The organism is Anaerostipes sp. Marseille-Q3525, assembly GCF_018223505.1.
In the GTDB taxonomy this organism is placed as follows: Bacteria; Bacillota; Clostridia; order Lachnospirales; family Lachnospiraceae; genus Anaerostipes; species Anaerostipes amylophilus.
Map to the genome: position 1 here is coordinate 1 of NZ_JAGTTT010000032.1, position 23881 is coordinate 23881.

Genomic DNA, 23881 nt, shown 5'->3' on the forward strand with positions numbered 1-23881 from the left:
GAACGCGATGCATTGGAATTTTGCCATAATATGAGCAAAATTCCAATGCATCGCGTTCAGTTGCTTATTTATTTTTTATCATATACTCGAATTCTACAGTTGGCCAACTACAAATTAAAATTTCTATTCCATATTCGCAAATGTCTTTAAAATATAATCAACATCTGTTGTCGTCTTTAATTTTTCCAAAATCTCATCTTCTGTCACTGCTTCTGTGATCTGTGCAAGAATCTCTAAATGTTCATCTCCAACTCCAGCGATTCCGATGACAAGCTGGGCTGTTCCGCCATTAAATTCTACTCCTTCTGGATACTGCATGACGATGATCCCGCTCTTCTTGACGTTTTTCTTCGCATCTTCTGTCCCATGTGGAATTGCAAGTCCTAATCCCATATACACAGATGCTTCTTCATTTCTTCGAATCATTGCGGGAATATAATCATCATCTACATATCCAAGATCTCTTAATAGTTCTCCTGCTGCTATAATCGCTTCTTCCATGCTGACACTTGGAAGCCCTAGCTTGATTCCTTCTCTTGACAGAATCATTCCATCTGCTGTAGTCGTCTCCGTTGTTACCTCTGATGCCTGTGCCATCGTCTCTTCTGTTTTGTTTTTTTTCTTGTTTTTGAAAAAGAATCCCATGATCATTTCCTCCTGATATATTATTCATTTTATTCCTGTTTTTGTACGTTTTTTCGTGCTTTCTTTATATTTATTATATCAGCGTCTTTGACCATCGTCTATTTATCATAATACTAATTTTTTCACAAAAGGAACTGTCATTGTTTTGTTTTCTTTTGTTTACTGCATAAAGAATCCCTGCTTCCAAAAATACCACTGTAATAATTATCAGAATCATCATGCAAAAAATCTTCCATATTCTATTTTTTGATTTTTTCTTTTTCCTCCTTGTATATTTATTTTGACCATGACACTCTGTCATTTCCCCCTTGATATTGGAATACTCCGTCATTCTTTTCTTCCAGTGCTTTGATCATATGATACGTGTATTCGTTATATGGGGTTGCAATTCCAAGTTCTTTTCCCATTCTCATCATTGCCCCAGAGAACATATCAATCTCTGTGTGGCGACCAGCGTCAATATCTTGTAATGTAGAATATCTTGCGGAAGCTTTAACCGCACTTCCTCTGCCGGATTTTGCGTTGATCTTGCTTAGATCAATTCCTTTTGCTTTGGCAACTGCTTCTACTTCTCGTCTTAAGCCTTCGCGGATCGCTGACATATGTTCACTGTCTTCATAGCATCCAACGCCGGCTCCCAAGATTGCCTGTGGCAGATTATTGCAGACATTAAGTCTAAATTTGCCCCAGATTTCTGCCTGTATGTCATCTGTAATAATCCAATGGAGTCCTGTGTTTTCAAAAATATCATTGACCGCTTTGACACGTTCGCTTTCGTATGGTTCTTCTAATTCTCCAAAGTAGATTCCTACTGTTGTTTCCGGATCAAAATGGTATCCGTCTTCTTTTCCTTGAGATGCTACTTTGATAAAGGAATATAAAATGTGTGATCTGTCGATTTTCTCTGAGATAATCTCTTCGCTGTCAACTCCATTCATCAAGCTCATAACAGTTGTGTTTTCTCCTACGATCGTCTGGATATCATCTAATGCGCCTCTTAGACTTCCGTACTTTAGCGATACGATCAGAAGATCCACATTCTTTGCTTCTTCTGGTGTCCAAACTTCTGGCGTGTATTGGGTTCCATTGATCATTATGCCTCGTTTTTTGAGGCGTTCGTTTCTCTCTCCGCTGGCTATAACTCCCAGTGTGATATCTTTATTATTTGAAAGTCCCCAGATGACGTAGGAACCTACGGCACCTGCTCCTAGAACTGCTACTCTTTTGATGTTCATTCTTGTGTCTTTCCTCCTGATCGTTTCATGATAATAATGTTATTTTCATTATATCAGTATCTGTGAATTAATTAAATTCCGCTTCATTATATTTTATCGCACTTTTAAATAAATGTTTGAATTCTTTGCATTCTCCTGGAAGAAATCTTACAGATGCGATATGATATTCATATTTTTCTTCCCCATCATGCTCTCAAAACTTCCACAGAATACAAAGCTGATCTTAGATGTGTTGATCATTTTTATCTTGGCTTTCTCCTTATCATCTTTACATTCAATATCTGTTCCTTCCATGAACTTTAACAGCTCATTCTGAATCGCTGTACTATAATTTGATCCATACATAGGTTCACACATTTTGTCGAATTCGTCGAATACCAGGATCATATTCTCTGCGGTATCTTCCTCTATTCCGTCAAACACATTCTGAAACTTATATTCTCCTTTCCATCCTTCCTGTGTGATTCTTGTACTATCGATGATTCGAATATTCTTATAGAGCTTTCCTAAAACTCTCCAGATTTCTGTTTTCCCACATCCTGTTGGGTCAAGGAAAAGTACATTTCTTTTATGTCCTCTGATATGATTATATACCAACATAGATGCCGCTTTTACAGCTTCTTCCTGACCATAGATCTGATTGTGCACATAATCATAGATTTCTTTTGGTCTCCATGTTTTAAGATCTCTTTTTTCATTTAGGATTCTTTCAAAATAGTTAAATTCAATATAGTCGTTTTCTCTGGTACTATCACGAGCCTCACGACGAAGCCAGATCCCATCATATTTATTTTGCAATATCATCATATAATCTGTATACGTCTCAATGTCTTTTCCATAGAAATTTTTCACTACATTACTAAATCTCTCTTTTTCGATGAGCATATCGTTTTCATCTAATTCACAATCCCATTCTTCTTCTGGTGCAGTTTCAAGTTCTCCTATTTTGAAATAATAAGAATCATCAAGTGCCTGTACTGTATCAAACAATACTGTGTTCGTTATCTTACAGAATTTCATCGCATTTTTCAGAAGTCTTGCAGAATTTTCTGCACCTTTTCCTCTCCAAAATCTTGAAGCCATTTCACAGTGTGCCACTAATCTTCCGTATTCTTCTCCATCAATATCATTTAATTCTCCAATCTTTTCTTGATCTATCATTTTATTCTTTGGATTTCTCAATAATTTATTGCCGTCTGCAATTCCTTCGATAAATCTGGCAACATAGTTTGTAAAGATTTCACTTGGAATCGGTTCTTTCTTTTCTTCTTTGGCTTTCTCATACTGTGCCTCATCTAGTGGATCCGCCATATATATAAATGTCTCTTTATCAGCTTTTGCAACATGCATCACATTCGCTAATAACTGAGCTGCCGTTCCTTTTGTCTGTTTCTTCCAGATGGAATTGGCGTCTTCACAATAGGCTAAAAGCTCATTATATTCTATATCTGATATTTTATCGAATTCTCCTGCTTTTGCACGTACTGTAAAATCAACTGCTGGATTTTCTAAAATTTCATTTCCATTTATGATTCCTTCTAAAAATTTCTTTGCGTAAGTGAAAAATATAAATTTTTTCATAATTTTCTCTCCTTTTCTTTTTTGTTTTTTCAATTATGTTTCATATTTTCACTCGCGAACCCGTAGGGTTCTTTTTATTTTGTTGGTATTGTCTACTTTAATAAATTTACTTACGGGGCAAAGACTTGTTGTTATTTTTTTGAGAATCTATTGTTTATGAAAATTTTATTAAACATTAATTGTTACATTTTTATTGTATTATAATCATTATTTGTTACAAATTATTTGTTTGATATTATGTATTTTATTATAAAACAAAATGGATGGATGGTACATGGATTTCTTTAGAAAAAGAGGATATGCTTGTTTTATTTTCTGTCATTTATTATAATAAACATAAATAAATATGAATAAACATATATTATTATAATAAACATAAATAAACATGGAGGTGACAAATTTATGGAAAATCCTTTTACTTTAACATTTGGACAAAAGCCTACAGAATTTATATCTCGTACAGATCAAATTGGTAAAATTATTCATACATTTGATATGGAAAACCCTTCAAATAAAGTTTATATGGTTGCTGGTGTCAGAGGTTCTGGAAAAACTGTTTCTCTTGCTGAAATTGCTGATCATTATTCTTCAAATGATCAATGGATTGTTTTAAGATTGAGTGCTGATACAGATTTGATCGCTGGTGCAGTTTCCGAACTTACCCGCGTTTCACAATTTCATGATCTGGATCTTGGATTAAATCTAAATCTCGGAATTGCTGAGTTGTCGGTAAACAAAACAAATGATTCTTTGGAAAAAGAAGCTATGCTTCGTAATATTCTTGAGAAGTTAAAAAATAAAGGAAAGAAAGTTCTTTTTATCATTGATGAGATTATAAATAATTCTTATGTCAAAGTATTTGCTAGTAATTTTCAGATTTATATTACACAGAATTACCCTGTGTATCTTGTAATGGCTGGTTTGTTTGATAATATCAGCAATCTTCAAAACGAGAAGAGTCTGACATTTTTATATCGTGCTCCAAAAATTTTTCTGGAACCACTTAGCATTCCTGCAATTACTACAAGTTATCGTTCTGTATTTGACATTTCTCCAAGTGAGGCTGTTGAGATGGCGAAACTTACAAAGGGGTATCCTTTTGCTTTTCAGATTCTTGGTTATTTGAAGTGGGAGACAAATGATGATCTTGAAAAACTGCTTCCTAAGTTTGACGAGGAATTGATCATTTATGCTTATGAGAAGATATGGAGTGAACTTTCTGAACTTGACCGGAAGATTGTTTATGTAATTTCTACGGGAGTTTATAAAACTGGGGAAATTCGTGAGAAATTATCGATATCTCCACAGTTATTGAATACCTATCGAAAGCGATTGATGGAACGTGGTGTTGTGAATGGGGCTGTTCGTGGAGAACTGACTTTGGCACTTCCTCGGTTTGAGGAGTATATTGAGATGTATTGTGAAGTTCATATTTAATTTTGCAATACCTGGCTTCTTTAAATTCAATATTAGATATACCACTCATCATAATCATCCTTCCCTGTACCAAGCGTCATACACATCTCGATGTTGACTTTCGTCCTATGTTCCTAAAAGCGGAAACAGCCAGAAAAGAACATAAATGCTCTTTTCTGGCTGTTTCCGCTTTTACTCACGCATGACTCATTGCTTATTCAAACTCGATTTCAGCAACTATATATTGTGTCTAATCATGTTTTACATTGCTATATTTTGTATAATTATTCTTGATATTCTATGCATTCTTTATCGTTTCGGGACTTTTTGCAAGCATTTTGCAATCACGAAATATCTATAACTTAACTCTATCTTTTAATACACTATCATGCACTTTCAAATTTGGATTATATTTATCTATCAAGGCTTCAAGTAAAATCCTATTTCCCATTGTAAATTGTGGTGACAACGTTATTTCCATTGAAACAAATGCATCATCTCTTATCTCCAAATCATAATAATCTATAAATGATTTTTTATTCATAAATGCATCATACACCATCTGTGCAGCATTACTTTCTGAAGTGATTTTTTTCACATCTAAAGGTAAAAATCGCAATACATATCGCTCCTCATTTTGAAACTCCCAATATGTATTTTTATATTTGCCCAATTGAGCAGATTTCATTTCAATTCCTTGTTGACTTATATTAAAAATTTGAGGTGATAATAACTCAACATTATCAGTATATTCAACTTTTTCTAAACACATATCATACAAAAAATTCATTACAAAATAGTTTCCGTTGAAACACTCTTCAATTGGAACAATCAAATCCATGCTATCGCCTTTCAAGCTAGCAGAAGGATATACTCTTTCAACATCTTGTTTATTAACTGTGTATTTTACAAAAGGGTTCTCCTTTAATCCTATTCTTACCCCACTATACATATTAGAGTACAATTTCCACATTGCAATACTTTCTAATGGTTGATCCATCCAAGATGAAATAAACACGTATTTGCCATATTCTATTTCATCAGATGATTGTGCCTCTTGAAGATCATCCATCACCGTTAAGGGATTAAGCCTTATCTTTTTACTCCTTAATATCAACGCAAGAGATTCCAGAGTAGTATACTTATACAAAATCTTATCCATCTTTTAATCTCTCCTCTGTAATTAAATTCATACTATTGGAGTTACATTACTTTCAACAATTGAACCAATTTATGAATCTCATCATTATCACTACACTTTGTTTCACGAACATCGAACTGTTTATTGATTGGAATTACTCCTCATATAATCAAGTGTTTTTTATTGAAAATTCAAGGTTTTCCAACCTTTCTTATCTCAGTGAATAAGCCACAGCTATGAGCATTTCGATGTATCAGGTACTGAAATAGCGGTTGAATGGTATACAAAATAAAACGTCTTTGATTTTCGCTTTACTGGCCTTGTGTATACCCTTCCCTCTATGGCAGCTAACCTCCTATATCCACCAGGATCATCTCTGTCTCCAGAGGTCCTAACTTCCTTCGTCCTGCCTGCCCATAACCAGGGGTGTCAGCTATGCTCCCTTACAGGGTCTTGCCCTATGGTGAAAATTCCTGCCCGACTACTGGCTCATTCTTTGTATTATTGATTACTGACTTGCTTCCTGTTTCAGCACTGTGATCAGTGGACGTTATCTGTTACATTCTGCTTGATTCAGTGACTGTCCACATGACAGCCTCCATTATAGTTACTTGTCTTTCTTACGCAGCCTGTAGATAAACTGTCGGTCTCTTGATGTCACTGATCATCTTTTTCGGATCATAATCCACACCTTTAGTCAGCATCGCATAAAAGACTCGTATCAGCTTGGCTGCAATTGCCATAAGTGACTGCATTTTCTTCAATGGATTCAGCCTTCTGGTTGTGTAATAATTATGGAGCTCCCTGAACTCCGGATTCTTCGCCACAAGCGACATTGCAACCTCAAAAAGCAGGTATCTGAGTCTCTTTCGGCCTCGTCTGCTTATTGTTGTCTTTCCCTTGTGCTTTCCCGAACTATTTTCAACCAATGCCAATCCTGCAAGCTTCTGCAGTTCCTTCGGATTGTTAAAGCGGCTGATATCACCTACTTCTGCAAGGAACCCTGACACTGTCCTGATTCCCACTCCTTTGATTTCTAACAGCTTTTCAGCCATTGGAATCTCTTTTACCAGTTCTTCAATTAGAACCATAACTTCCTGTAGACGCATATTTTTGGATTCATAGTCCTCCAGAAGCATTCGGATTTCCATTCTTGCAGACACCGTACCTTCTTTGCTTCCAATGCTGTGCTCAGCAGCTTCTATCAGAGTCTTCGCCCTCGCCTTTCCAACTGCTCTTAACTTCGCATCTCGCCAGATCTGGTTCACTCCATCGATACCTAACGTCAAGATATCTTCAGGGAGTGGTGCTGCTTTAAGGATCAGCATTCCGCTCTTGGCATCCGGCTTTCCGTATACCGTCTTATATTCAGGAAAATATATATTGAACCAACGACTGATCCTGTTTTGAATTCTTGTAAGTTCCGCCTGTAACTGGAATCTTATGTTTGATGCCGTTCTAAGATCAGCATAGACACCATCCGGCAGGTATGGGATCATGTAACGTCCCTCTCTAACTAATCCTGCTATAACTTTCGGATCCTTACGGTCATTTTTAGTTGGATTGTTGTCGTCGAGTTCTTTTGATTTTTTTACATGGTGAGGATTTACAAGCACCGGTTTCATTTCATTATCCTGTAGAAACTTTCCAAGATTGAACCAATAATGCCCTGTCGGTTCCATCCCCGGAACCACCTTATCCTTCTCATGCCTTTCTTTGAGATCCAGGATCCATTCCTTAAATGTCGCAAATCCGACCTCTGTGTTACTAAACTTAAATGGCTTCTTTGAATACTCGATTCCTCTGTAATCAAAAGCTCTGGCATAGTGCGTTTCACTTCCGACATCAATTCCGAGTACCAAAGTTTTTTCTGTAATAGCTTCAATTTTTGCATTCTGTGTGTTAGACTTCATTGTAGATACCTCTCTGTATAATAAGATTTTTACTAACCTGCCAGTCAGTAGTCTTATTGTACTCTGAGGTATTTTCAATTTTCAACATCCACATTTTTATTATACAGGAAGCTCCCTTCACTTATTTGGAATTGCTCAGGCTTTTGACACCCTATTTTTTAAAAATTTTATAAATTATTTTTTTGAAAGAGATTTTAGAACAATAGATAAGTAGAAAAAGCTTCAAATCTTGTGTATAATTAAGAAATAAAGATAGAGACAAATCGAAATTTATCATTTGTTAAGGAAGAATAGTAAATGGTTGGAAGAATATATCATGTAGGATTGACAGTCTCAGATTTAGATAAATCAATTGAATTTTATAGAGATATACTTGGACTTAAATATCAAGGAGAAATCATGATGGTTGGCGAAGAGACAGATAAAATGTTTCAAAAGAAAAATTGTAAGGCAAGAGTTGCATATTTGAATGGTTCTGAGAATATTGAAACACCACCTGTTGAATTGATCCAGTTTGTAGACAGCAAAATCCACAAAGAACAATCAGACTTGTTTACGACATCTATCTCGGAAGTATGCTTTTATACGGATGACATTGATTCTGTCTACAAATCTCTTATCGAAAATCATGTGGAGTGCCTGTCTGAACCACAGTATTTTGATTTTAGTTCACAAGGATTTGGTAAAAACAAAGCATTTTACTTTAAGGACCCTGATGGAATTATACTTGAAATGATGCAATCTTTGTAAAATAACAAATAAATTCAAGTTTGCCGAAATATCTTTCTAACTTTCCCTATTTTACAGGATTTTCAGCCCATTCATTAGTGAAATGATATGTATTTTCCCTTATTTTTGCCCTTATGAGATAATCGTAAGGGAAATAAGGGAAAGTTTTATTTAGTCGTTGCCTGCCACTTTATCAAGTAACTTTGCGGATTCCCGCTTGGCTTTTCTTGTGGAATGGGCGTAGACATTCATTGTGGTACTGACATCTGAGTGTCCTAACAGTTCCTGTACATCTTTCGGAGCTGCTCCATTTGCCAGAAGGTTGCTTGTGTAGGTGTGTCGCAACTGGTGAAAATGAAATCCTTCAAATCCATCCAGTTTCTGAGCAATCTTCCTGCAAACAATTCCTAACGTGCTTGGCAGTTCCAAACTTCCATCCGGTCTTAAGCAGACAAAGGATATTTCCTTATAATCTTCTGGAACATTCTCTGTTCCGTCCAGATGATAGAACTCATAGTAAACTCTGTTTTTGTCTTTTACTTCTCTGTAGTAGTTTTTGTGGTAAAGTTCTCCGTACTGCATTCGGTTTTTAAGTTGTTCCTTTCGGGCATTGCGAAGAATCTCTGCCAGTGTATCTCCAAAATCAACAATCCTTACCTTTTTTCGTTTGGTTGGTCCGATGATATTCTTGTGCCTTGAACCATCATATCGGATACTTCGTCTGATCGTAAGGCACTGTTCTTCAAGATTTACATCCTGCCATGCCAGACCACAGGCTTCACCGATACGAAGTCCTGCATAATAAGCTATCTGGATTGGAAGTATTGCCGGTGGATTGTAATCCTGTAGAAATTCAATCAGTCTTTCATAATCCTCTCGTGGAATTGGCTGTATATCGCCATCCATGTCATCATCAGAAAACAGGTCAACCTCATCCGTCTGGTATTTCAGCTTAATATACTGCATCGGATTGAAAGTGATATATTGCTTTGGGGATACTGCAAACCGGAATGACTGCTGTAATACTGCCGAGAAAGAACGAATGTAATCTTTGCTGTAACCTTTTCTTTCTGAACCATCTGGATAAGTGCCACCAAAGGAAAGCAGATCGAAGAAGGCTTGTAAATGCTCAGATGTTACATTTTTCAACTTTCTCTCTGAAATTGGATGCTTCTTGATGTTGGTAATAGCACCGAGGTAATTCTGGACTGTTCCATTACTGAGAGTACCGGTCTTTAATTCTTCCTCTGCCCATATATCAAGTAATTCTCCAACTGTAATATTTTCCGACTTTGCAATGAATTTCTTGCTTTCGTAATCGTCCATTGCCTGACGGAGCAGTTTTTCCGTTTCACTTTTGCTTTCTGTTCCAGCGTATTCTTTCTGAACCAGATTGCCGCTTGCATCTTCTACATAGAAGCGGTAGTACCATTTCTTTCCTTTTTTTCTTACAGATCCTTTTGCCATAATCGTGTGTCTCCTTTCGATATCAGACAATCGGAACTGATGAAATGCTTCTTGCGTGTAGGCATCTTATGGACAAGTCCATAAGCCAATTCGCCGCTCGTCAAATCTGTAAACAGCCTGACTCGCTCGTGCTCATTGTATCATAACTCCGGTTGTCGTTCTATACCGAATCGGAATCCTCATACAAAACTTCTGATAAAAGATTTTCAAGCCTTTGTTCTGCCATTTCCGGTTTCTTGGAATAGAGCCTTACAATATCTGCCATGTCATTAAAAGCATTAACAGTATGGGTGATCTCCCGGAGAAACATAATCTCGTTATATTCATCATTCGATTCAAACCCCATTACTTTTGCAATATCAGCTTCATTTGTGCTGCCCTTGTAATTCTTGCAGGCAAACTGGAATGATTCCAGAAACAGGTTATATTGCTTTAACATCAACAGCAGTAAATCTTTGGAAAAAGCATCTTCCTTTTTACTAAGGTCGAGAGGTAACTGTTTGAGAATATCGCCCATTGCATCACGAATCTGTAATTCTTTCTTATCCGTAATATCGGTTTCGTATTCATCGGTTTCCCCCTTGAGCCATTCAATAGATACATGAAGTGCTTCCGAAAGACCTTCCAGCACCATCTTTTTGGTATTGTCAATCGAACCATTCTCATAACGAAGGATTGTGGAAGCGGTAACTCCCATCTTCTCTGCAACATAAGGCTGTGTCAGATTTAATTCCAGACGACGCTGTTTTGCCCTGTTACCTATCAGCTTGCGTAGTTCTTTATCTTTCATGCTGATTGCCTCCTTTTTCGGTATGTATGAATTATAGCATGTACCTCACATAATTGCAATATGCAATTTAATGATTATTTTTAAAATTTCATAACGCTTGACAACGCAATATAAAACCGCTATACTAACAGCACAACAAAAATTGCATAATGCAATTTAACAGGAGGTGACAAGATGACGGAAAGAAAGATTGCATTATCCATCGAGGAAGCAGCCGACTATACAGGAATTGGCAGAAACACTTTGAGAAAGCTGGTTGAATGGAAGAAGCTTCCGGTATTAAAAGTCGGAAGAAAAGTCCTTATTAAAACTGACATTCTGGAAAAGTTCATGGAAGCCAACGAGGGGCGTGATCTGAGGGATAAAGGAAATGTAAAAGCTGTCACAAGAAATGTGGCAACTTAAAAAGGCGGCTTCCTAAGAAACCGCCAAAGGTTCTATCAGACCGAAGCCATGATATACCTACACGCAAGAGGATTATACCATGTGCTTCTCCTGATATGCAACCGGGAACTGTTGTTTATCGGAAAAAGAAAGGATGAAGACGATATGGCGAAATCAACAAAGACTTATGAAGAAAGAATACGTGCATTAGAGAAAAAGGAACAGGAAAGCATTGAAGCTACAAAAAAGCTCATTGCACAGCGGAAGGAACTGGAAAAGCGAAAGAAAGCAGAGGAAAGTAAAAAACGAACCCACAGGCTCTGTCAGATTGGTGGCGCAGTGGAATCGGTTCTTGGCTGTCCGATTGAGGAGGAAGATTTACCAAAGTTGATAGGCTTCTTAAAAAGGCAGGAAACAAACGGAAAGTTTTTCTCAAAGGCGATGCAGAAAGAGCCACTTACAGATATGGAGGAAGTGTAATGGCGGAGGGAGTGGTTTTTCCATTCCCTTCATTGCCTTTGAATGAAGGGCGCACTTATGGACAACCAGAGGTCGTCCTTATAAGTTTGCCACAAGTGGCAACCGGTCTGCGCTTACGCTTGCCGGGCTCGTTCCGTCGGCGGGGCTTTCAGCCAGACCTGCTCATGCCGCAGGGGGCACTCTTGCGCAGAGGGCGTTCCGACAGCTTCACTTCTGCCAAACCAGAAGAAGATGCTGTCGGAAATCAATGCCGGATACGGCAGAAAGGGGGAATCGTATCATGGCGATATTTCACTTTACAGTAAAGATTGTCGGGCGCAGTAAAGGAAAATCTGTCATATCCGCATCGGCATATCTTAATGGAGATGTGATGAAGAATGAGGAAACAGGCAGAATCAGTTACTATACTTCCAAAAAGGAAGTCGTCTACACCAGTCTGATGATGTGCGAAAATGCACCTCCTGAATGGCTGCATGTACCGGAAGAAAATATAAAAAGGTTTCAACAGTCTATCCGTTATAAAAGAGCGGATGATAAAGATGCCGCACTGGAAAAGTTTAAAATCACATTTCAGAAACAGCGTCTATGGAATGAGGTATTGAAGATAGAAAAAAATGCAGATGCACAGCTTGGACGCTCATTTGAATTTTCCCTGCCGAAAGAATGGAGCAGACAGGAACAGATTGATTATACAACCGAATATATTCAAAAGACTTTCGTGGATAAGGGAATGTGTGTCGACTGGAGCATACACGATAAGGGCGATGGAAACCCACATGTGCATTTACTTGTAACCATGCGACCATTCAATCTGGATCATTCATGGGGCAGCAAAGAAGTCAAGGACTGGGATTTTGCCAGAGATACTGACGGAAATATCGTGGTTGATGAATCCCACCCGGACTGGTGGCAGGATAAGAAAAATCCTGACCGGCATGGAATCCGCATTCCGGTACTTGATGAAAACGGAGTACAGAAAGTCGGGGCAAGAAACCGAAAACAATGGAAACGGGTTCTGACCGATGCTACCGGCTGGAATAATCCAAAGAATTGTGAGTTATGGCGAAGCGAATGGGCTGGGATGTGTAACCGGCATTTATCCATAGACAATCAGATTGACCACCGCTCTTATGAAAGACAGGGCAAATTAAAAATCCCTACGATTCATGAGGGTGCGGATGCAAGAAAGATTGAGGAAAAATATCTCACCGGACAGATATGGAATGGTTCATGGAAGGTAGAGGAAAACCAGATGATTAAAAAACAAAATGCACTACTGCAAAAGGTAATCACAACCTTTGGTAAGGTATCCGGTGCATTGTCAATATGGAAGGAGTGGTTGAATGACATTAGAAGAAAGCAAAGAAGTAATTCCCATGATGGAAGCAATGATTACACAGATAGAGGAACAGCAGAATATTATGGCAGAGATGCTTCAGGAAATACAGGAAAAGGACGAGAAGCTGATGTGCTTTCAGGAGCAGGAAGAACGATTGCAGCAATTAGAGAGCGAATTATCAGAACTGCTTCAAATCTTGCCGGATACAGAAGAACTGTTGATACTTCTGGAAGAAAAGACAGACCAGATACAGAAGCTTACAGACGAAAATCAGCAATGGCAGGAATTGGCACAGAAATTAAACAGCGAGAACCGGCTATTGCAGAAACAGAACAGCGAATTACTGAACTTGAACAGCAATTAGAGAAAGGAAGGTCGATTGATGAACGAATTAAGAAACTCAAAGAGCGACGATCAACTGGAAGAGTTGCTTCTGCTGACAGAGCAGATGCAGGAAGAACTCGACCAGAAAGACAGGACTATCCGGGAACTGAAAATGCAGCTCGACGAATCGCTGACCTTGAACGAGAGGTTAAACAGCGAGAACAGAGCAGGGAACATTCAAGCCTTAAAGAACGACTTGAGGAAAACAAAAGAATTGTTGCAGAGAGAGAAAGAGAAAACGCACGCTGCCGAAATCATGACAGAGGAATGTCAAGATAAGCTAAGGCAGGCAGAACAGGAACGGGACTATGCACTCTCTCATCAGAAAAAAGTAGAGATACCGGTTGAAAAGCCAGTACTCTATCAAAAGTGTGGGAACTGTAACCTGACAGCTTATCTGAAAGCCAAGGAAAAGTATGATACGCAGAGAGAAAAACTGGCAGGCAGATATAAAACAAAAACAGCCATGTATGAAGCATTGATGTTTCTGCTGATATGGTATTCCGTATCAACTACTCTTTTTCAGATGATACGGTCAAAAATATTTATTTCTGATTGCGTGGTATTCTTTGATACAATCGCCACTTTTATACAGACCATTGCAGGGTGGATTATACTGACAGGAAAGAACATGGCACAGATTAGTAATGGAATATCCAATCCTGTCGTTGCCGGAATTGTATATTGGCTGATAAGAATACTGATCTGCGGTGGATGTTTGGTGGGTGCTGGAATACTTGTAGCATTTATAGAGATAAAGATTGCAGAGTTATATAAGAAGTGCTGTTGGGATATGATTACCATAATGGTAATACTTATAAGCATGGCAACAGCTATCTACTTTGGGAAGTGGATAAAGACAACATTGCCAATCAATCTGCTATTTCTCTTATTATTCGTGCAACTGGTATATGTTGGAATCAGGTGGTATGTAAAGGGATGGCGAGAAACAAGGGGATATCATTAAAACAAAAATACCGATATTTTATTGGTACTATATGTCTTTACTTTCGTGCTAATATATATTATCATATTAGCACGAAAGGAGAAAGCATATGACTCAGTTTGAAAAATTAGATTTGTTGTTGCGTGAATGTGGAGGGACAATTCAGACATTTCAAGTTCTAAATAATGGAATTAGTAAGTCTGTGTTTTATGCATATGTGAAGGAACGAGGATTAGAACAAGCTGCTCATGGTGTGTATGTATCGCCGGATACGTGGACAGATGCAATGTACCTTTTGCATTTACGTTGTGGTCAAGCTGTATTTTCTCATGAAACTGCATTGTTTTTTCATGATTTAACGGACAGAGAGCCTTTGAAATACACCATAACAGTAAGAACTGGATATAATCCAAGTCGTTTGCAGGAAGACGGTTTTCAAGTGTACACAGTAAAAAAGGATTTACATGAAATAGGAATCATAGCTATGCAGACATCATTCGGACATTCCGTTCCCGTTTATGACATGGAGAGAACAATTTGTGATCTGCTTCGTAGCAGAAAAAATGTTGAAATGCAGGTCTTTCAAGACGCATTGAAACAATATGCAAAACGTAAGGATAAAAACTTACGGATGCTTATGAAATACGCAGCTATGTTTCATGTTGAAAACATACTTAGACCATATTTGGAGGTGTTACTTTAGATGATAACAACGGCAAGACAATTAAAGGATTTAATTCGTAATATGTCAAAGAAAAAATCCGCAGATGCACAGATTTTGATGCGGAATTATATGATGGAACGTTTTTTAGAACGAATTTCTTTATCAGAGTATAAAAACCAGTTTATATTAAAAGGTGGAATGCTTGTGGCGGCAATGGTTGGTCTGGATGCCAGAGCTACTATGGATCTGGATGCTACCATAAAAGGCACTAATGTTAGTGTGGAGGATGTAGAAATGATTATATCCCAAATTATATCAATTCCACTGGACGATGGTGTTTCATTTCGGGTCAAACGGATATCGGAAATCATGGAAGAAGCAGATTATCCTGGTGTTCGTGTAAGCATGGAAACGAAATTTGATGGTGTAATCACACCATTAAAGATTGATATTTCTACAGGGGATGTAATTACACCAAGAGAAATCAAGTACAAATTTAATCTTATGCTTGAAGACCGCACTATTGAGGTATGGGCATATAATCTGGAAACGGTATTGGCTGAAAAATTGGAAACTGTTGTTAGTCGAAACGTTACAAATACACGAATGAGAGATTTTTATGATATTTATATTTTACAAAAGTTGTATGGAGAACAACTCCAAAAACAAGTTTTATGGACTGCACTTGTGGCTACAGCCAAAAAAAGGGGAACATTAGACCTGATAGAAGCTGAGGATATAAGAGAAATATTTGATGAAATTGAATCAAGTCCGGTTATGGAGACCTTATGGAAAACATATCAAAAAAATTATTCTTATGCTGCTGATATTTCATGGCATGCAATTGTGAAGTCAATCTGTGCATTATATGGAAGTATATTGGAGAATATGTATGACACATAAAAAACTGATATGTAAATTACGTTAGCATTTTGAGTTGCCTAAATTCGAAAGTTAGGAAAATCTTAATAATTTCTCAGGCAATCCATTGTGAATTTAGATGTTGTATTTGCTATACTTAATTGGAAATATGAGCAAAGGAGTTGAAAATATGTCTGAAAAGATATTGATTATAGATGACGAGCAAGATATAGCGGATCTGTTGGAGGTCTACTTGAAAAACGAAAATTACGTCGTTTATAAATTTTACTGCGCAACGGATGCCATGTCGTGTATTGAAAGCGGCGACATTGATCTTGCCATTCTGGATATTATGCTCCCGGATATGAACGGCTTTTCACTTTGCCAGCTTATCCGAAAGAAATACACTTATCCAATCATAATGCTAACGGCTAAAATTGAGGAAACGGATAAAATAACGGGGCTGACATTTGCTGGGGTTAGATAGCGATACTTTTTACATCTACCATGTTGCGGCGGTCATGGTTGACAACTTGCGTCGGCTCCTGCTCGGTATCAACCTGTCCGACAAAGCTATAATGGATTTCGATTTTCCGGGTGTTGGTTTCCCGGTCTAATTCATGTATCAAAATACGGTCGATAAACTCATGGACGTTTTCATAGGTCAATTCCTGTATGTCGCTGTATTTCCCGACAATCTGAATAAACCTTGATATATCCCTTTTTCGCTCGGTAACGGTTGCGATCTGCTGTTGTAACTCGTCTATCCTTGCGGCAAGGGATTTCTTTTCGTCCTCATAGCCGGAAGTTAGAAACACAAACCGTTCATCTGTCAGTCTGCCTAATGCGTTGTCCTCATACAGCTTGCGGAAAAGCGTGTCAAGTTCGGTCATACGCGCCTGTGCTTTGAAAAGTTCCTTTTGCTGCTGCGCTAATGCCTTTCTCGCTTCCATGTCGCCGTACTCGGTAGCTTTACAGATAAAGTCCTGTTCGTGTTCCTTAACATACCGCAAAACCCGCCGCATATCTTCCAGCACTAAATCAAGAAGTACGTTTTTGCGGATATAATGAGAGGTACACTCGCTGCCTGTCCTTGCCCTGTTGCGCCATGCGCCGCAAGAATAGGAAAACTTGCGCGGCTCGATATTTACGCCCTGTTGGTAATACATCTTATGTCTGCAACCAGCGCAAAACAGCAAGCCGGAAAAAATATCAATCTCCGCTGCTTTTGTCGGGCGGTGGCGGGTAGCAATCCGCTTTTGCGCAAGTTCAAAGGTTTCCTCGTCAACAAGCGGCTCATGGGTGTTTGGGAAGAAATAGCGTTGTTCTTCTTCGTTCTTCCGGGTCTTTTTCGACTTGTAGGATACCTTGTGAGTTTTCGCGGTTATGGTATGCCCTAAATATTCCTGCCTTGCTAATATGTCATAGAGCGTTTTGTCCGGCCAAGTATAGGGGGCGATCATTGCCCGCTGATACCGCGCCTGTCCTGTACGCTGATAGCGCAACGCTCCAATCGTCAAGACTTTGTTTTCCGCAAGCCATTTTTGGATTTCGCACATACGCACGCCGCTAACAAACATAGCGAAAACCTGTTTGACAATCGGCGCGGTTTCCGGGTCGGGTATAAGGTGGTGGCGGTTGTTCGGGTCTGGGATATAGCCGTATGGATATTCCCCGTTGACGCGCTCGCCTTTTTGCGCCTGTGCCTGTTTAACTGCGCGGATTTTCTTGCTTGTGTCGCGGGCGTAAAACTCGTTAAACCAGTTCCGCAAGGGGGTAAACTCGTTATCCTCCCGCGCTGTGTCAACTCCGTCGTTGATCGCGATATAGCGTACTCCGTTTTCGGGAAATACAATCTCTATGAGTTCGCCCGTTTTCAGATAGTTTCTGCCAAGACGGGAAAGGTCTTTGGTAATGACCGTCGCCACTCGTCCGGCTTCCACTTCCTGCAACATCGCTTGCAGCCCCTCGCGCTCAAAACTCACGCCGGAAAATCCGTCGTCCACAAAAAACTTTGTGTTCAAAAAATGGTGTTCGTCCGCATAGCGTTGAAGTATCATTTTTTGGTGCTGTATGCTTCCGCTTTCTCCGGCTTGCATATCCTCTTGACTTAAACGGCAGTAAAGGGCGGTGATTTTATTCGACTGTAACATTAGTCCTCCTTTCCGACAGCCGAATAAACAGGTATAATGTGTTGCTATCATTATACCATATCCCGCCGCCTAATGCACTACTCGGACGCTAAAAATCCCGGATTTCCGGGCTTTTTCTGCAAATCCTTTACAATGAGTTTCTCAATCTTTTTATGGATTGTATCGGTTGCCTTTTCACTCGGCAACGCTTGAACAAGATAGGTGATTTTCCCTATTTTGCGTTCGGTTGTAATTGTCTGTTTTTTATCCATTAGAAAAACCTCCTTTTCCTGTATGGATAAACTATATTCGTCAAAAGGCAAAAACGGGCGGTTGTTAGCTGCAACCTCACGGGAGTTTCACCCCGGCCCATGCTTATGGGTGCGCCGCGCAATACTTTGAGGGTGTTCAACGCGGGAGTATCATTGTGCCGCCTTGTATGTCGTCGCCCACAAGCTGCTAAACCTGTTTTACGGCGCGGTAGTTCTCGCTCGGCTTTTCCCCTATGGGGAAAAGCTGTCATGGCGTACCCGCCGACTGGCTCGGTACAGACGGAATGTACCCGTTTGCCTGTTATGCTGCGCACCAAAGGCCGCTTTCTTTGTCAAAGAACAATAGGCTTTGTCGGCCTGCAAAAGCACATCAACAGCGGATATGCTTTTGCGGAACGACAAATAGCCCATAACGGGAAGCGTGGAAAGGGGACACGCTCCCCGCATGGGCTAAAAGATTATCCTACATGAAAAGCAAGGGTGCGGGTAATAAGGCGCACTTGCAGCCTGTTACGCATTTCCTCGTCCACATAGGAATAGGTATTGCCCGCGTCGTCTTTCAGCGTGCGGGTACAAAGTTTCGCTATGTAACCCTCGTAGTGCTTCAAGATCGCGCACATGGCGGTTGTGTCGCCGTTTGCCGCTGCGGAAATGACAGGGAACGGCAACAGATTTTCAGACTTCCTAACGGTATTCATCATCTGCTTTTCCCTCCAAATACTGTTTGATTTTCGCAAGCGCGGATTTCCTGTGCCGGAAAACCGTCGTGCGTACAACATTCAGCAGTTCGCCAATTTCCGCGTCGCTCATATCCAAGAAGTAGGACAAAAGGATAATGTCGCGTTTCCTTTCGGGCAAAGCGTTAAGGGCTTCGGCAAGCAGTTCATTTTTGACGAGTACATCAAAGCCGGACACTTGAAAACGGAAATAATCGCTTTCGTATTCGTCCGTTGTGAAAAGCTGCGCGAGTTCGCTTTCGCTCAAATCCGAAAAAGTAACTTCGCGTGCTGCGCGTTTCGCAAGAGTGCGGCGGTGGCTTTTCGCTTCGCCGACCAAAGTTTTCTTTGCTAATGCGTCGTACTGATGTTGTATTCTTTCCTTGTCGGAAGAAGATAGCTCCATAGAGTTCACCTCCTTCCCGCGTGGAGTAGAGGACGGGAGTTAAGGGCTTGTCCTCTCTGCCCCTTTCGCTCCGTACCCGTTCGGGAGATGGCTCTTGAGTGCGCTTTTCAGAAAAAAGTTGAAAAAAGCAAAATGCGCCCGTCCGCAAGACGCGGACGGGCGCAAAGGAAATGTAAGCAGTAGCTAAATGTATTGACAGTTCACATTCATAGCCGGAATATCCCGCTTGCGGAGCATAGCTTTTTTTGACCGCAAAGCATTAGGCGGGTTACAGTAAATAAAAATGGACACGGCGATACCTCCCCGATACCGCCGTATCCTTAAAAAAGGGCGACTTTAATACACTACCCGCAATCCATTCTATAATAGGGAACAGCGGCTTTTGCGCAATATTAAATAAAAAAGCCGATAACACATAGGTTTTTTGACCTAATGCGTTATCGGCTCTGCGTCTATGCGTCTGGCACTTTTAATCATTTTTTTTTGAATTTATTATATGTGTTAGCTAACTGTCCACAAGCCGCGTTAATCTCTCTGCCATGAGAAACTCTCATAGTAACTTCAAGTCCTGCTTGCTCTAATTGATGTTTGAATGCAACTATTTCCCGTTTCTGTGGTGCTTTAATTCTTGAATTGCTTGTTGGGTTGTATTGTAACACGTTAATCATAACTTTTTTGCCCCGAAACCATTTTGCAAGTTGTCTTACATCTGAGGGCCGGTCATTTATACCCGGTAAAAGCAAATACGCAAAGACAATTTTGCGATTATGCCTTTCAGAATAGGATAAGGCTTGCTTAACAACATCTTCAATAGCATATATGCGCATGTGAGGAATAATACGATTTCTTGCAGATTGTGTTGCTGCGTGTAAAGATATTGTCAACTGAATTTTAAGATGTTCCTCGCGCAATTTTTTTAATTGATCGACCGGACCAACTGTTGATATGGTAATGCCGTCGGTTGGAAAGTTGAGCCCATATCTATCTCGGAGAATATGGATTGCTTTTATCAAGTTGTCATAATTGAATAAAGGCTCTCCCATACCCATAAAAACGATACGGTTTACTTTTCGACGCAACAATATAATCTGTTGTACGATTTCTGACGATGTTAGATTACGAACAAAGCCATTTCGCCCGGACTCACAAAAAATACAACCAACAGGACAACCGACTTGTGTGCTCACGCAAACAGTTCCACCATCTCGCCGCTTGATAAAAACCGTTTCAATGTATTTGTTGTCTTTCAGTTCGTAAACATACTTTTCAGTATCACTGCTTTTGCAAATATTTTTTACCAACATTGATAGATTTTTTTTGCGTGGTAATTGCTTATATAATTCTTCATATAAGGCTTTTGCTTCATTCTCGCCAATAACTTCCGACATTTCTTTGTAAGTAAATCCGTATGGATCATTCCGTACTTCCGCAGGCGTATATTTAGGTAAACGTTTCATTTTTATATCCTTTCTTCTAAATAATAAAAGTTTGTTTTTCTGTATTTTTGATTACAATCTCTAATTTTTCTACATCAATGATATGCGTCAATTTGCATTTAGGGCAGAAAAGAGGAAAATCTTTTAATACAGTATTATGAAATACTTGAACTCTCGTCTTTCCGTTACAAATCGGACATTTTATCCAATATTTTTTAAGCATTATATTTCACTCGTCCTTTTTACACAAAAAAATGCAGGTCAATCCTCAACATGAGCATTGACCTGCATTTATAATGCACAGAGCAGTACAACAAAACTAAGGCATAGCTTGCACTATGTCTATACTATATCTATACGTCGTTAGTTTTTTGTATAGCATCCGCAAAATAAGCATGACAAAAAAGCCCATGTTGAAAATGGGAAAATCCTTTTTTTCAATGCTTATCTAATACGCATGCTATGCAACATAAACGCCGCCTCCTTTTACATAAATTTTATTTTATCAGAAAATCAGTCTACTGTCAATACACAACAGGAAGTATTTAACCTAATGATATGAATTGTGTGGACATATCCAAAAAGAAAGGTGAACTGTAAAATGTAACAGGGTGAATGAAAATGGCAAAAAGACCCGTACCATTGTACGACTTTAAGGCTTTCGGGGCAGCTATAAAAGCCGCGAGAAATGAATACGGCGAGAGCCGCAAAAAGGTAAGCGACGAGTTATATATTTCCCCGCGCTACCTTGCGAATATCGAGAACAAGGGACAACAGCCGAGTTTACAGGTATTCTATGACCTTGTAACCCGGTATCATATTTCGGTAGATCAATTTTTCTTCCCGAACAGCAATGCGGAGAAATCCACCGGGCGGCGGCAGCTTGACGCGCTGCTGGACGGTATGAGCGATAAAGGCATACGGATTGTAACCGCAACAGCAAGGGAGATAACGGAAGTCGAAAAAGCAGAGGATTAACCTCACAATATGAGAAATCGGGAGATTGCAGCGCATGGCGGCTGCAATCTTTTTTTGCGTCCAAAATCAAAGGAACGCGCAACAAATACCGCCTTTCGGTGGGGGTATGGAGTAGATAGCAAGCACAGCAAACGAGTACCCGTTTGCGGAAAATGCTTGTTGGGATAATCCCAAACCCTTATACCGAAAGGCGGTGCGGAAATGGAAAACCGAAAGAGAAATATACAGATGAAGTTTTACGTTACGGAAGAAGAAAAGCGGCTGATCGACGAGAAGATGAAGCAGCTTCCCATAAAGCAGTATGGGGCATACTTCCGTAAAATGGCGATAGACGGGTATATTCTTGTCGTTGACCGAAGCGACACAAAAGCATATATCCGGGAACTGCAAGCGGTGAGCCGGAACATCAACCAAATTGCAAAACGCGCCAATGCGACGGGGACGGTTTACAGGCAGGATATAGAGGACATTAAAAAGGCGGTGGACGAGATATGGCGGTTACAAAGACGCACCCTATTAAATCAACCTTAAAGGCTGCGATAGACTATATCTTAAATCCCGAAAAGACAGACGGGAAGCTGCTTGCGTCCTCTTTCGGCTGCGGGCTGGAAACCGCCGATATTGAGTTTGCATGGACGCGGGAAGCTGCCGGAGATCGCGGCACACATTTAGGGCGGCACTTGATACAATCCTTTGCGGTGGGAGAACAGTCAATGCGGAGCATATAGCCAACAGAGGTGTAAACATCAATACTGTTGCGCTTGGGATTGTATTCTGCAAATATTGTTCTCATCGTATTAAATCTCCTTATCGTTAAATCAATCATTTGTTGCAAAAATCAGAAGCATTTCAATCAGTTCACAATGTCACTTTTATTTTGTGTTATACTGTTTTATATAATTTTCTTGCCCTTGTTTTTGCCCTTATCAGAGTTCGTAAACACTGGTGGGACGATATAACGCAAGGGAAACAATAAGGGAAAGCTCACCTGCGATAAACTTTGTGTTTTCAAGGGATTGAGAGATATTTGATAATAAAATATAACAGTTATTAAATCCCTTGGAATATATGAAATCTCAATTCTAGTTTGGAGAATTGAGAAAATCGGAATTTTCAGGAGGTTCATTGAAGTGGAAAAAATAAAAATAGAAAAGAATACCGTTCAGGAAACACTGATTATACCTCTATATGGTAGAAAAATGTGTTCTGAAAAATTTTCTGCTCTTTATACTGACATTTATGCCAAAAAATTATGTGATAGGTTAGACTATGATTTTTCGGAATTGGAAAAAAAGAATAACTCATTTTTATATGAGTTTGGAGCACTTGAAGCTGCAATGCGTCAGTTAGATATCATTTGGGAAATAAAAGAATACTTGAAGATTTATCCAAAGGCTACAATTGTCAATCTTGGTTGTGGATTAGATGAGACTGGTAAGGCTTGCGATAATGGAAGTTGTAGTATAGTCAATGTAGACTTCCCTGATGTCATAAATGTTCGAAACCAACTGATATCAAATCATGAAAGAGAAAAAAATGTTGCATGTGATTTAAAAGATTATTCATGGATGAACGAAGTAGACGGTTCAAACGGAGTTGTTTTCTTTGCGGCAGGGGTATTCCATTATTTTAAAAGAGAAGAAGTAAAAAGTTTAGTGCTAGAACTTTCCAAAAGATATGAAAAAGGATGCCTAATTTTTGATAGCGTAGGTAAGCTAGGCTTAAAACTTATGATGTCAAAGATATTGAAGAATATGGGGATTAAAGATGTGGAAGGTCTATTTTATGTGAATAATACAATTAAAGAGCTTAACTGGTCGGATAAAATAAAAGTAACATCAAAGGGATATATGTTAGGCTATTATAATATATAAATGTCAACATTAAAATGTACATTTTTGATCATTTAAGAATGTACATTTTTGCTATTCTTCCTCTTGATCGGTATATTTTTTTAAGCGATAAG

General features: G+C 39.2%; 25 protein-coding genes and 3 pseudogenes. 14 read left to right on the forward strand and 14 right to left on the reverse strand.

Annotated features, from left to right (window positions below; genetic code table 11):
• Window positions 1-123 precede the first annotated feature (123 nt).
• From KE503_RS12335 to KE503_RS12345, 3 genes are all read right to left on the reverse strand, one after another.
• A complete protein-coding gene (locus KE503_RS12335; RefSeq protein ID WP_117943943.1) occupies window positions 124-645 on the reverse strand; it encodes a PTS sugar transporter subunit IIA in 522 nt (173 codons plus the stop codon).
• A gap of 275 nt (window positions 646-920) precedes the next feature.
• Complete coding sequence (locus tag KE503_RS12340) at window positions 921-1880, reverse strand: ketopantoate reductase family protein (protein WP_022374931.1); 960 nt, start codon at window positions 1878-1880, stop codon at window positions 921-923.
• Window positions 1881-2027: 147 nt separating this feature from the next.
• Entirely contained in the window at window positions 2028-3461 is a 1434-nt protein-coding gene (locus KE503_RS12345) for an AAA family ATPase (protein WP_212385401.1), read from the reverse strand.
• A gap of 402 nt (window positions 3462-3863) precedes the next feature.
• Here KE503_RS12345 and KE503_RS12350 point away from each other — a divergent pair, with 402 nt between their 5' ends.
• The gene (locus KE503_RS12350; protein ID WP_212385402.1) at window positions 3864-4898 is read left to right on the forward strand and encodes an ATP-binding protein; all 1035 of its coding nucleotides are present in this window, start codon (window positions 3864-3866) and stop codon (window positions 4896-4898) included.
• Window positions 4899-5232: 334 nt separating this feature from the next.
• Here the strand turns inward: KE503_RS12350 and KE503_RS12355 are convergent, their stop codons facing one another.
• Together KE503_RS12355 and KE503_RS12360 are read right to left on the reverse strand one after the other, a co-directional pair.
• Window positions 5233-6039, reverse strand: a complete 807-nt coding sequence (locus tag KE503_RS12355) for a DUF2971 domain-containing protein (protein WP_212385403.1) — start codon at window positions 6037-6039, stop codon at window positions 5233-5235.
• A 599-nt stretch (window positions 6040-6638) separates the two neighbouring features.
• On the reverse strand, window positions 6639-7931 hold the full coding sequence (locus tag KE503_RS12360; protein ID WP_212385404.1) for an IS110 family transposase: 1293 nt from the start codon (window positions 7929-7931) through the stop codon (window positions 6639-6641).
• Between the two features lie 297 nt (window positions 7932-8228).
• Here KE503_RS12360 and KE503_RS12365 point away from each other — a divergent pair, with 297 nt between their 5' ends.
• Complete coding sequence (locus tag KE503_RS12365) at window positions 8229-8681, forward strand: VOC family protein (RefSeq protein WP_212385405.1); 453 nt, start codon at window positions 8229-8231, stop codon at window positions 8679-8681.
• Between the two features lie 150 nt (window positions 8682-8831).
• Here KE503_RS12365 and KE503_RS12370 read toward each other — a convergent pair whose 3' ends face one another.
• Window positions 8832-10127, reverse strand: a complete 1296-nt coding sequence (locus tag KE503_RS12370; RefSeq protein ID WP_015530038.1) for a tyrosine-type recombinase/integrase — start codon at window positions 10125-10127, stop codon at window positions 8832-8834.
• Between the two features lie 160 nt (window positions 10128-10287).
• On the reverse strand, window positions 10288-10917 hold the full coding sequence (locus KE503_RS12375) for a helix-turn-helix domain-containing protein (protein WP_118563748.1): 630 nt from the start codon (window positions 10915-10917) through the stop codon (window positions 10288-10290).
• Between the two features lie 174 nt (window positions 10918-11091).
• On the opposite strand from KE503_RS12375, the gene KE503_RS12380 reads away from it, so the two are divergent.
• The 8 genes and pseudogenes from KE503_RS12380 to KE503_RS12415 all read left to right on the forward strand — a co-directional run.
• Window positions 11092-11322, forward strand: coding sequence for a helix-turn-helix domain-containing protein (locus tag KE503_RS12380; RefSeq protein ID WP_003505382.1), 231 nt, complete (start codon window positions 11092-11094; stop codon window positions 11320-11322).
• A 144-nt stretch (window positions 11323-11466) separates the two neighbouring features.
• Window positions 11467-11781, forward strand: coding sequence for a hypothetical protein (locus KE503_RS12385; protein WP_014080633.1), 315 nt, complete (start codon window positions 11467-11469; stop codon window positions 11779-11781).
• The gene (locus KE503_RS12390; protein WP_005345966.1) at window positions 11781-12086 is read left to right on the forward strand and encodes a hypothetical protein; all 306 of its coding nucleotides are present in this window, start codon (window positions 11781-11783) and stop codon (window positions 12084-12086) included. Before KE503_RS12385 ends, KE503_RS12390 begins: the two co-directional genes overlap by 1 nt.
• Window positions 12062-13783: a MobA/MobL family protein gene (locus tag KE503_RS12395; protein ID WP_212385406.1), complete on the forward strand. Its 1722-nt coding sequence runs from the start codon at window positions 12062-12064 to the stop codon at window positions 13781-13783. The genes KE503_RS12390 and KE503_RS12395 overlap by 25 nt, the downstream gene beginning before the upstream one ends.
• On the forward strand, window positions 13761-14471 hold the full coding sequence (locus KE503_RS12400) for a DUF6040 family protein (protein ID WP_003505369.1): 711 nt from the start codon (window positions 13761-13763) through the stop codon (window positions 14469-14471). The genes KE503_RS12395 and KE503_RS12400 overlap by 23 nt, the downstream gene beginning before the upstream one ends.
• A gap of 88 nt (window positions 14472-14559) precedes the next feature.
• Complete coding sequence (locus KE503_RS12405; RefSeq protein ID WP_003505367.1) at window positions 14560-15153, forward strand: type IV toxin-antitoxin system AbiEi family antitoxin domain-containing protein; 594 nt, start codon at window positions 14560-14562, stop codon at window positions 15151-15153.
• Complete coding sequence (locus KE503_RS12410; protein WP_003505363.1) at window positions 15154-16017, forward strand: nucleotidyl transferase AbiEii/AbiGii toxin family protein; 864 nt, start codon at window positions 15154-15156, stop codon at window positions 16015-16017. It abuts the gene before it with no gap.
• A gap of 148 nt (window positions 16018-16165) precedes the next feature.
• Window positions 16166-16444, forward strand: a pseudogene (locus KE503_RS12415) (response regulator); the annotation flags it as partial.
• Window positions 16445-16454: 10 nt separating this feature from the next.
• On the opposite strand, the gene KE503_RS12420 reads toward KE503_RS12415, so the two are convergent.
• The 6 genes from KE503_RS12420 to KE503_RS12445 all read right to left on the reverse strand — a co-directional run bounded on the left by KE503_RS12420 (window position 16455) and on the right by KE503_RS12445 (window position 21160).
• On the reverse strand, window positions 16455-18128 hold the full coding sequence (locus KE503_RS12420; RefSeq protein ID WP_002604471.1) for a recombinase family protein: 1674 nt from the start codon (window positions 18126-18128) through the stop codon (window positions 16455-16457).
• Between the two features lie 77 nt (window positions 18129-18205).
• On the reverse strand, window positions 18206-18379 hold the full coding sequence (locus tag KE503_RS12425) for a transposon-encoded TnpW family protein (RefSeq protein ID WP_002604472.1): 174 nt from the start codon (window positions 18377-18379) through the stop codon (window positions 18206-18208).
• Window positions 18380-18837: 458 nt separating this feature from the next.
• Window positions 18838-19080 carry a helix-turn-helix domain-containing protein gene (locus tag KE503_RS12430; protein ID WP_002604473.1) on the reverse strand — a complete coding sequence of 81 codons (243 nt, stop codon included), beginning with the start codon at window positions 19078-19080 and terminating at the stop codon, window positions 18838-18840.
• Window positions 19064-19501 (reverse strand): sigma-70 family RNA polymerase sigma factor, encoded by a 438-nt coding sequence (locus KE503_RS12435; RefSeq protein ID WP_002604474.1) that lies wholly within the window; start codon window positions 19499-19501, stop codon window positions 19064-19066. Before KE503_RS12435 ends, KE503_RS12430 begins: the two co-directional genes overlap by 17 nt.
• 473 nt (window positions 19502-19974) lie before the next feature.
• The gene (gene rlmN, locus KE503_RS12440) at window positions 19975-20958 is read right to left on the reverse strand and encodes a 23S rRNA (adenine(2503)-C(2))-methyltransferase RlmN (RefSeq protein ID WP_002584956.1); all 984 of its coding nucleotides are present in this window, start codon (window positions 20956-20958) and stop codon (window positions 19975-19977) included.
• Between the two features lie 16 nt (window positions 20959-20974).
• Window positions 20975-21160: a cysteine-rich KTR domain-containing protein gene (locus tag KE503_RS12445; protein WP_003431289.1), complete on the reverse strand. Its 186-nt coding sequence runs from the start codon at window positions 21158-21160 to the stop codon at window positions 20975-20977.
• Between the two features lie 398 nt (window positions 21161-21558).
• Here KE503_RS12445 and KE503_RS12450 point away from each other — a divergent pair, with 398 nt between their 5' ends.
• The 3 genes and pseudogenes from KE503_RS12450 to KE503_RS12460 form a co-directional block, all read left to right on the forward strand.
• A complete protein-coding gene (locus tag KE503_RS12450) occupies window positions 21559-21915 on the forward strand; it encodes a helix-turn-helix transcriptional regulator (protein WP_002584957.1) in 357 nt (118 codons plus the stop codon).
• A gap of 201 nt (window positions 21916-22116) precedes the next feature.
• On the forward strand, window positions 22117-22446 hold the full coding sequence (locus tag KE503_RS12455) for a plasmid mobilization protein (RefSeq protein ID WP_002584958.1): 330 nt from the start codon (window positions 22117-22119) through the stop codon (window positions 22444-22446).
• Window positions 22407-22622: pseudogene (locus KE503_RS12460) on the forward strand (relaxase/mobilization nuclease domain-containing protein); the annotation flags it as partial. The gene KE503_RS12455 and the pseudogene KE503_RS12460, both read left to right, overlap by 40 nt.
• Here KE503_RS12460 and KE503_RS12465 read toward each other — a convergent pair.
• Window positions 22604-22708: pseudogene (locus tag KE503_RS12465) on the reverse strand (DUF6061 family protein); the annotation flags it as partial. The pseudogenes KE503_RS12460 and KE503_RS12465 sit on opposite strands and share 19 nt — an antisense overlap.
• Window positions 22709-23045: 337 nt before the next feature.
• Here KE503_RS12465 and KE503_RS12470 point away from each other — a divergent pair.
• Window positions 23046-23789, forward strand: a complete 744-nt coding sequence (locus KE503_RS12470) for a class I SAM-dependent methyltransferase (RefSeq protein ID WP_330622011.1) — start codon at window positions 23046-23048, stop codon at window positions 23787-23789.
• Window positions 23790-23881: the final 92 nt, after the last annotated feature.

Bases quoted from the DNA above. Each gene is read 5' to 3' on its own strand.
- KE503_RS12380 (WP_003505382.1), top strand. From the start codon at position 11,092: ATGACGGAAAGAAAGATTGCATTATCCATCGAGGAAGCAGCCGACTAT.
- KE503_RS12425 (WP_002604472.1), bottom strand. From the start codon at position 18,379: ATGGATAAAAAACAGACAATTACAACCGAACGCAAAATAGGGAAAATC.
- KE503_RS12430 (WP_002604473.1), bottom strand. From the start codon at position 19,080: ATGATGAATACCGTTAGGAAGTCTGAAAATCTGTTGCCGTTCCCTGTC.
- KE503_RS12450 (WP_002584957.1), top strand. From the start codon at position 21,559: ATGGCAAAAAGACCCGTACCATTGTACGACTTTAAGGCTTTCGGGGCA.
- rlmN (WP_002584956.1), bottom strand. From the start codon at position 20,958: ATGAAACGTTTACCTAAATATACGCCTGCGGAAGTACGGAATGATCCA.
- KE503_RS12365 (WP_212385405.1), top strand. From the start codon at position 8,229: ATGGTTGGAAGAATATATCATGTAGGATTGACAGTCTCAGATTTAGAT.
- KE503_RS12385 (WP_014080633.1), top strand. From the start codon at position 11,467: ATGGCGAAATCAACAAAGACTTATGAAGAAAGAATACGTGCATTAGAG.
- KE503_RS12395 (WP_212385406.1), top strand. From the start codon at position 12,062: ATGGCGATATTTCACTTTACAGTAAAGATTGTCGGGCGCAGTAAAGGA.
- KE503_RS12410 (WP_003505363.1), top strand. From the start codon at position 15,154: ATGATAACAACGGCAAGACAATTAAAGGATTTAATTCGTAATATGTCA.
- KE503_RS12355 (WP_212385403.1), bottom strand. From the start codon at position 6,039: ATGGATAAGATTTTGTATAAGTATACTACTCTGGAATCTCTTGCGTTG.
- KE503_RS12340 (WP_022374931.1), bottom strand. From the start codon at position 1,880: ATGAACATCAAAAGAGTAGCAGTTCTAGGAGCAGGTGCCGTAGGTTCC.
- KE503_RS12375 (WP_118563748.1), bottom strand. From the start codon at position 10,917: ATGAAAGATAAAGAACTACGCAAGCTGATAGGTAACAGGGCAAAACAG.
- KE503_RS12405 (WP_003505367.1), top strand. From the start codon at position 14,560: ATGACTCAGTTTGAAAAATTAGATTTGTTGTTGCGTGAATGTGGAGGG.
- KE503_RS12335 (WP_117943943.1), bottom strand. From the start codon at position 645: ATGGGATTCTTTTTCAAAAACAAGAAAAAAAACAAAACAGAAGAGACG.
- KE503_RS12390 (WP_005345966.1), top strand. From the start codon at position 11,781: ATGGCGGAGGGAGTGGTTTTTCCATTCCCTTCATTGCCTTTGAATGAA.
- KE503_RS12370 (WP_015530038.1), bottom strand. From the start codon at position 10,127: ATGGCAAAAGGATCTGTAAGAAAAAAAGGAAAGAAATGGTACTACCGC.
- KE503_RS12350 (WP_212385402.1), top strand. From the start codon at position 3,864: ATGGAAAATCCTTTTACTTTAACATTTGGACAAAAGCCTACAGAATTT.
- KE503_RS12445 (WP_003431289.1), bottom strand. From the start codon at position 21,160: ATGCTTAAAAAATATTGGATAAAATGTCCGATTTGTAACGGAAAGACG.
- KE503_RS12400 (WP_003505369.1), top strand. From the start codon at position 13,761: ATGACAGAGGAATGTCAAGATAAGCTAAGGCAGGCAGAACAGGAACGG.
- KE503_RS12360 (WP_212385404.1), bottom strand. From the start codon at position 7,931: ATGAAGTCTAACACACAGAATGCAAAAATTGAAGCTATTACAGAAAAA.
- KE503_RS12455 (WP_002584958.1), top strand. From the start codon at position 22,117: ATGGAAAACCGAAAGAGAAATATACAGATGAAGTTTTACGTTACGGAA.
- KE503_RS12420 (WP_002604471.1), bottom strand. From the start codon at position 18,128: ATGTTACAGTCGAATAAAATCACCGCCCTTTACTGCCGTTTAAGTCAA.
- KE503_RS12345 (WP_212385401.1), bottom strand. From the start codon at position 3,461: ATGAAAAAATTTATATTTTTCACTTACGCAAAGAAATTTTTAGAAGGA.
- KE503_RS12435 (WP_002604474.1), bottom strand. From the start codon at position 19,501: ATGGAGCTATCTTCTTCCGACAAGGAAAGAATACAACATCAGTACGAC.